The organism is Nitrososphaerales archaeon (assembly GCA_025058425.1).
In the GTDB taxonomy this organism is placed as follows: domain Archaea; phylum Thermoproteota; class Nitrososphaeria; order Nitrososphaerales; family JANXEG01; genus JANXEG01.
The window spans coordinates 1-7141 of sequence record JANXEG010000063.1 but is presented as its reverse complement, the minus strand read 5'-3'; the positions used below and the strand labels follow the sequence as shown (position 1 = coordinate 7141).

Genomic DNA, 7141 nt, shown 5'->3' with positions numbered 1-7141 from the left:
GCCCTGTGAAGGTTGAAGAGACGGCACCACGTATCGTCAAGGTTGCAGCATTCGCATCGGAATTGATGAATGTAGGACCCATGGCAGCGGTACCGGGTACGTTGGCAGAGCTCGGTGTTGAGGTTATGATTCATGAAGGCGGTCTGGTAAATCTGATCGAGAATGGAGGGGAGATTTCAGCTCTATCGTTGAAGCCGATTAATGTAGGCATATATGCAGCCCGATCACCACTATCTGGTAAGATCGGTTTTCATTTATCTAGAGATGATTTCCCAATAGGTATAGCTACAAGCTCTGCCACCGTAAGCCATGCTCTGAGTTTTGGAGAGGCGGATGCGGTAGTCATCATCGCAGATTCGGCAGCTATCGCCGATGCCGCTGCAACCGCTGTATGTAATTCTGTTAAAGGTGATGATTGTGAAGCATCTGTACAGTCTGGATTGGAGTTGGCGGAGACCTTACCTTACGTAAGGGGTGCGCTGATCATCCGTGGCAAGTATGCGGGTGTGGTCGGTAGATTGCCTCAACTCGTAAAGTTCGATGGTAGTGTAGATGATATCTTTAGAGCGAGCCTCCACGAAACCTTCCCAGATAAGAGATTCCTTTGATTAAATAATAATAAAATACATACACATACATTTACCATCATCGAGATCGGCATTCTAAGTCGATACACCACGCACACTTTTGATGATTATGATGGGTTAAGGACTTAGTAGAAAGATGCGAATCTAATAATCTAAATATTGCTCAACAATTTATAATTAATAACTTCATCGAAGGTATCGATCATGCCAAGGTTCGTTATTCATAAGCACCAAGCGAGGCATCTACATTGGGACCTTCGGCTCGAGATGGATGGTGTTCTGAAGAGTTGGGCCGTACCGAAGGAGCCACCCTCTGTAACGAATATTAAAAGGTTGGCGATAGAGGTCGAGGACCATCCGATCGATTACATAGATTTTGAAGGTACAATACCCGAAGGCGAGTACGGTGCGGGTACTGTAGAGATCTGGGATGGTGGCGAGTATGAATTGATAGAAAGGGGTGAGAATGTGATAAAATTTGATTTGAAAGGAAGGAGGTTGAATGGTTCTTACAGATTGGTGAGGATGAAGGGGGATCAATGGCTACTCTTCAGAGCAAGGTAGCATCTAATGATAATGATAATGGTATTGATATCATTATGATGATATAATGAATCCATAGAATGGCAACTTCATCAGATCTGAATAGAATATCAAGATGTTGAGTAAGTATTAAGTATGTAGAAAGGGATTCTATAAAATCCTAGATGGGTATTGATGGTTATTTGGATCGATGTATAGAAGTAGCGAATCGCTCTTAAGGTCTAACGTTTTAGAATTAGGGGGTCTGGATATTCTTTAAACTTCGGATTCTTCCATATGAGGTAGAGGGGGTTCAACCGATGGCGCCTTAAGACCTCGGCCATCGCATCCTTATCACCTTTTACTGCCAATGTAACTAGACGCTTACCCCTAAACCTCGGTGCTGAAAATCCTCTGAGTATGATCGCCTTTAATTCCTCGATCTCTTCACTCGATAGATTGTTGATCACATTAAGGTTATACCTTTTACTCCCGAGGAGCTTTAGATCGAAGCCCATCCTCTGAAGCTTTGCGAGAATCTTCTCATAATCTTTATCGACTTCAGTCTCAACGGGTATCATACCAGCCTTCTCAAAGAATGGATTATACTTGGCCATCACAGCGTAGACCTCGATGTAGGGCTTATCGATTAAGGGTAGTGTCTCCTTTACCAGCTTTATCCCTAGACCTATACTACGGTACTTCGGTGCCACTATCACCCTCCAGATCCTCGAGAAGTCTCTATTTATGAGCCTCAACCTCTCCGATATTGGTGTGATATTGTACTGTGGAAGGATCAGATTCCTCGCTCTGATATTCCAGTAGGGAGGGCCGTAGGCTATTACACCGATGATTTCATCATCCATCTTCGCCACGTAGAATCTATTGACGAAGCTCGGTAGTGGTGAATAGCTTCTATAATGGAACTGCTCCAGAGCCTCGTAATCCCTCCTCGAACCCTCGACTATCTTCACATCCCTCAATATACTACATTCCCTCGGCGTGGGTTGAAGGATCTTCACACGAACCTCGCTCCCAAACCTCTTATCTATATAGATATTTGGATTCAGATCCTCGAGCAGATCTCTATGAGTCGTAGCCACGAGTAGCGTCTTCCCCAACCTCCTTGCTACCTTCTGCACACAGTACGCTAGGACCTTCGCCGTAACTCTATCGAGCAAGGCTGTAAAATCATCGAATACCCAAGTCTTTACATTGTGTTGATCCATCATCCACGCAACTCTAAAGCGGTACTTCTGCCCATCCGATAATTCCGAGTATCGGCGAAGGAAGAGGAATGCTTCATTCAAGCCGGCCATGCTCAGAATATTGAGCGCTTCATTGGTATCTCTACCAACGCAATCGATGAGCGGTCTATCTGCGAAGTCTCTGAGTATTATAGGCTCCACCGATCTATCGAGCATCACATCTTTAAATTCTTCATATTCGTTCATCTGCTCCGCCAGCTCCTTGAGGAGTATAGACTTTCCTCCTCCGCTATCACCCGTTATATAGATGATATCGCCTCTGTTGATATCGATGGTGAATCCTTTGTACACATCGAATACCTTCTCTTCATCCACACCAATGCCAAAGATTTCCGAGACCTCTACGGTCCTATCTGTAATGATAGATCGTGTCGAGAAGCACTTATCGACCTTAAAGACCCTCTTCGGTTCCTTTAGTCTGATGAAGAGCCTCATACTGGCATAATCATACCCGAAGATTCTTTACCCCTACTCGCATATACCGCTAAAGCCAGAGCCCATAAGCGATCATCGTGACAATGCTCAGGATGCGAGAATTTAATATGACCATCCTTTGTCAATTCGTACTTTTCGATATTCATCTCAATGATTAGATCTTCATCGTATGGCAACTTTAATTTCGATTCGAGCATAACCTGCTTCAAATAACCCAAAACCTCCTCCTTCTTCTGCATCGTCAATACAACACCCTCAATATTCTCTATACCCGCATTCCTCATATCCTCCACAATATACTCACCTACACCACTCTGATCCACACAGATCCTATGGAATATCTTCCACCGCTCCGATAGTATCTTCATATAGCCTATCACTGAAGCGTAAGGGGTATCGAGCTCGAACCTCTTCAGATGTACCAGCTTAAGTGGATAATCCTCGTGAAAGTGATCCTTCTCCAGTACCGCGATCACTGAATAATCGTGCTTCTTCCCCAGATCTATGCCCGCATACAACTCCTTATCCTTAATGAAATGATCAAAACTCCAGTACTCCAACTCTGGATCTTGGCATCTGGCGATGAGGTCTTGAGTCAGGTAAGAATCGTGATCTTCAACGAACTCTGCTTCATACTCTCTTTGAAACCTCTCCGTAGATATGGATCTTCTTTGGGCCTCGATGAACTCTAAGGGTATCAATCCTTCCTTCACCGCATCCCTCCATGTAATATGATGTTGGCTCCAATCCTTCGCTACTATAGGATCTTCGCAGAAGCGATAAAACATCGTATTCTTACCCCACGGTGTCGATGATACTATGATCTGTGCACCCCTCTGCCATCTCGTAGCTAGCATAGGCTTCAATATACTATCAAATAGAATCTCATCATCTCTGATAAATGATGCCTCATCGACGAATATTAGATCACAGGTCTCTCCCCTTAACCTATGTAACGAGTATGGCAATGCCTTCACTCTAGAACCATTGTGAAAAGTGATCGTCTGGCGCTGAACCTTTTTAATCCATGCCCTCCTCGCTACAGCATTCATTTTATTGATGATCTCCTCTATCTTATCGCTCACGATCATACTCTGCCTTAAGCCGGGTGATGTGATTAATGCTTGGCTATTCGGTTTTGTTATGCAGAAGAATAATGATTTTGCTGCAAAGGTCGTAGTCTTACCAGACTGCCTCGTCCACCTCACCACTATCTGTTTCGATGTATCATTCAGTAAAGCGATCTGATACGATAGAGGGTTCCAGTTGAGGAATGTTCTACAGAAGGTCAAAGGATTTAGGAGCTCATGAAGAGATTTATCATGAATTTTTTCATAGAGCTCTTTTACAGCATTTAACTCTTCTTCGCACTTAGGAATGATTCGCCTATAGGTCGCATTTCTAGGCAGATTTGAAATATCTGCCAGTATCTTCGCACATTCATACACCATGCTCTTCTCATCACGCTCAAGCTCTATAACCTCGAGCTTCTCCAACCTCCTCCATAGGGAGTGCATCCCCCTTCGGTAGATTCTACATATGTGGCTTGTCAGATTTGGTATCTTCAGTGCTGCTCGTGTGAGAAAAAAATTATTTTTTCTTAAAAAATCTGACACCAAATCTGACACCAAATCTAGCACCAAATCAAGGATCTGGAACAAAATTCATTAAGGTATTAAGACTCGCCACTCTGCATCTCCAACTTCTTAAGCCTCCTCTCAAACTCATCCAGATCGAATCTCTCTAAAGCCTTCTGGCTCAACTTCAATGCTCTCATCATCAGATTGTAGAATTTCTGTGCATTCTTGGTATCATCTTGTTCAAGGTAAGCTTGGGCCTTTATATAGAGCTGCCAAGCAAGTAAGCTAGCGAGCTCATTCTGACCGCTCCACACCCTCGCCTTTTCGATGAAGTCTTTAGATCTTTCAATGATTGCCTTCTTATTCGTTTCAATCGCCTTATCCTCTATATCCTTCTCTTCTCTTCGAACCTCTTTATTCACCGATCTTTTTTGAGTAATTTCACTCAATCGCATAAGTTCCCTGAGTATGATTCGATAAGCCCTATACTCAACTTCATCGATTTGATTAATTTGATTAATTTGATCGATTTGATTAATTTGATCAGGTCGATTGGATTGACTCACATTCACTTTCTTCACCTCCTCCTTCTTGAGAAATACCAACCTATTGAGGCACCCGCTAAAGGTCCCAACACATTAGCACCTTGAAGATCGCCCTTCATGAGAAGAATTATCAGACCGATTACCAGCATAAATGCCAGAATACCCCGATAATCCCTCTCACTTAACCTCAACTCCAGCCTAGGTGTCTTTATGATCTGTCTGGGCTTCTTCTCTATCACTCTTTTCACTCTTTCAGACATATCTCTTACCACCACCATTCATCCTTCATCCTTCCTCTATACTCCTTAAACGGATCGAATCGTGCCTAAACTTCAAACCATACTTGATCGAACGCATAACCTTCTTGACGACCTTCTCTGGGATATTTGTAATGATATCTAAAAGATCATCGGGGCAGTTACCGATGAAGTAGACTTTATCGATTATAGAGCAAGGAATCGTAACCCACTTGCCTATCGCATAATCGGTAATTTCATTCACTAGGACGACGTAGGAGCGCTTACTGCTCAAACCCTTGAAGATACCAGCGAAGAAACCTACGTCGAATTGAGGTGTATCCAGAGTTTTATTAGGTATCGGTCTATTGATTCTCACACCCTTACTTACACTCGCATCACTCCAACCTACAGCCAACACATCGCCCTTCTTAAACTTCGAAAAATCGATCATAGTGAAAACCTTTTCAAACCCTTGATTTCATTCTTAGAATGGTGCCCATTATGCCTATTATGCTCATTATGCCTATTGTAGTTATTGTGCTCATCGTAGTTATTGTAGTTATGGTGCTTATTCTTCTTGACAGTTCTTAGATGAATCTCTCGCATCGCACGATTTAAAAGCTTCCTAACCAAACGGTCCAATTGTTTAGGTTCGCTCCAACTGCCTTCTAAACTTCCGAGCTCAGAGCTCATCACTTGTGAAAGGGAAGGCTGATGGAATATTTATAGAATTTCGGAGAGCACGATGGTGGGAGCGCACCATGGCACCATGGTGCCATGTGTTATATGAGTATGAAGTTGCAATCTGATACATTTGCACAAAATATTCAGCGAATCGATACTTCTGGTTAAAGTCCAAAGTCTTTGCCAATTTATCGCGATGCTCTAATGCTAAAATCCATTATTCCATTACGCTATTAGATGGAAGTTAAAGATATAATCGATCTAAAGATTTAAACCTTAAAACCTTAAGATTAACCATCTAACGAGTATGAGGCTCCTGATCATAAATAATCTATCATCATTGATATCGAACTTGGAGGAGATCTTAAGAAGGTTAAATGTAGAGTTTACGATCAAAAGGTACGATTCAGAGGTGGATTTGAATAGATACTCCAAGGTCATCTTGAGTGGTAGGATGGTTATGTCGAAGGATATCAGCAGAGCGAATCTGAGGATCTTAAGGATGATAGAGAGGGAGGATATACCGACCCTCGGTATATGTTACGGTGCCGAGATCATAGCTACATACTTCGGTGGTACTTTGATGAGGATGAACGAATTCTTTAAAGGATTTAGGGAGGTAATTGTGAGGAAGGAGAATCCTCTGACATCGAATAGATCACGCATATACGTATATGAATCACATATCTTTAAAGTATCGAGGCTACCGGATGCTCTCGAATCACTCGCCTATTCCAACGTATGTGAAAATGAGATCTTCTCACATAAGAGTAAGAGGATATATGGGGTGCAGTTTCATCCAGAGTATGGGAATGAAGATGGCATCTTCATATTGAAGAATTTCTTATTTTCGATCTGAATTCGTTCTTGAGTATTATGTTTGATTCTACCGTTAATAAGATATCTCAACACTAAATTATAGGATCCGGGCGTGATTTGAGAATATACGGGATGAAGAACTTTCAATTCTCTTCACGAGATTCCATTTTCTAACGGCATAGTTTTGCCCGTGGTTATCAATATCACTTTCAATTCTCTTCACGAGATTCACATACATAGATAGAGAAAACAGAGCTTTGAACACTTGCTTTCAATTCTCTTCACGAGATTCTTATTTTTGATGTTTCAAAAAATGAGCTCGTTCCATGCTTTCAATTCTCTTCACGAGATTCCACAATTTTAGAAACTGATGCTGGCTTTTTCTTAATACACTTTCAATTCTCTTCACGAGATTCTGCTCAGTGACGAGGGGTTGAAACACGTTGATGTAACTTTCAATTC

At 42.2% G+C, this 7141-nt stretch carries 9 protein-coding genes and 1 CRISPR repeat array; of the genes, 3 read left to right on the top strand and 6 right to left on the bottom strand.

Going from position 1 to position 7141, the window contains the following annotated elements; all coding sequences use genetic code 11:
• Positions 1-608, top strand: a 608-nt coding sequence (locus tag NZ896_06190) for a UPF0280 family protein (GenBank protein MCS7117040.1), incomplete at its 5' end; no start/stop codon positions are given.
• Between the two features lie 183 nt (positions 609-791).
• Positions 792-1151: a hypothetical protein gene (locus NZ896_06185; GenBank protein ID MCS7117039.1), complete on the top strand. Its 360-nt coding sequence runs from the start codon at positions 792-794 to the stop codon at positions 1149-1151.
• Between the two features lie 200 nt (positions 1152-1351).
• Here NZ896_06185 and NZ896_06180 read toward each other — a convergent pair whose 3' ends face one another.
• The 6 genes from NZ896_06180 to NZ896_06155 form a co-directional block, all read right to left on the bottom strand.
• Positions 1352-2812, bottom strand: a complete 1461-nt coding sequence (locus tag NZ896_06180) for a GNAT family N-acetyltransferase (GenBank protein MCS7117038.1) — start codon at positions 2810-2812, stop codon at positions 1352-1354.
• Complete coding sequence (locus NZ896_06175) at positions 2809-4329, bottom strand: terminase family protein (protein MCS7117037.1); 1521 nt, start codon at positions 4327-4329, stop codon at positions 2809-2811. The genes NZ896_06180 and NZ896_06175 overlap by 4 nt, the downstream gene beginning before the upstream one ends.
• Positions 4330-4487: 158 nt before the next feature.
• Positions 4488-4814, bottom strand: coding sequence for a hypothetical protein (locus NZ896_06170; GenBank protein ID MCS7117036.1), 327 nt, complete (start codon positions 4812-4814; stop codon positions 4488-4490).
• A gap of 155 nt (positions 4815-4969) precedes the next feature.
• On the bottom strand, positions 4970-5215 hold the full coding sequence (locus NZ896_06165; protein MCS7117035.1) for a hypothetical protein: 246 nt from the start codon (positions 5213-5215) through the stop codon (positions 4970-4972).
• Positions 5216-5222: 7 nt separating this feature from the next.
• The gene (locus NZ896_06160; GenBank protein MCS7117034.1) at positions 5223-5627 is read right to left on the bottom strand and encodes a hypothetical protein; all 405 of its coding nucleotides are present in this window, start codon (positions 5625-5627) and stop codon (positions 5223-5225) included.
• On the bottom strand, positions 5624-5869 hold the full coding sequence (locus NZ896_06155) for a hypothetical protein (protein ID MCS7117033.1): 246 nt from the start codon (positions 5867-5869) through the stop codon (positions 5624-5626). Before NZ896_06155 ends, NZ896_06160 begins: the two co-directional genes overlap by 4 nt.
• Positions 5870-6167: 298 nt before the next feature.
• Between NZ896_06155 and NZ896_06150 the strand changes: the two genes are divergently transcribed.
• Positions 6168-6719 carry a gamma-glutamyl-gamma-aminobutyrate hydrolase family protein gene (locus tag NZ896_06150; GenBank protein MCS7117032.1) on the top strand — a complete coding sequence of 184 codons (552 nt, stop codon included), beginning with the start codon at positions 6168-6170 and terminating at the stop codon, positions 6717-6719.
• A gap of 100 nt (positions 6720-6819) precedes the next feature.
• A CRISPR array of direct repeats spans positions 6820-7095; the repeat unit is 24 nt; unit sequence CTTTCAATTCTCTTCACGAGATTC.
• Positions 7096-7141 lie beyond the last annotated feature (46 nt).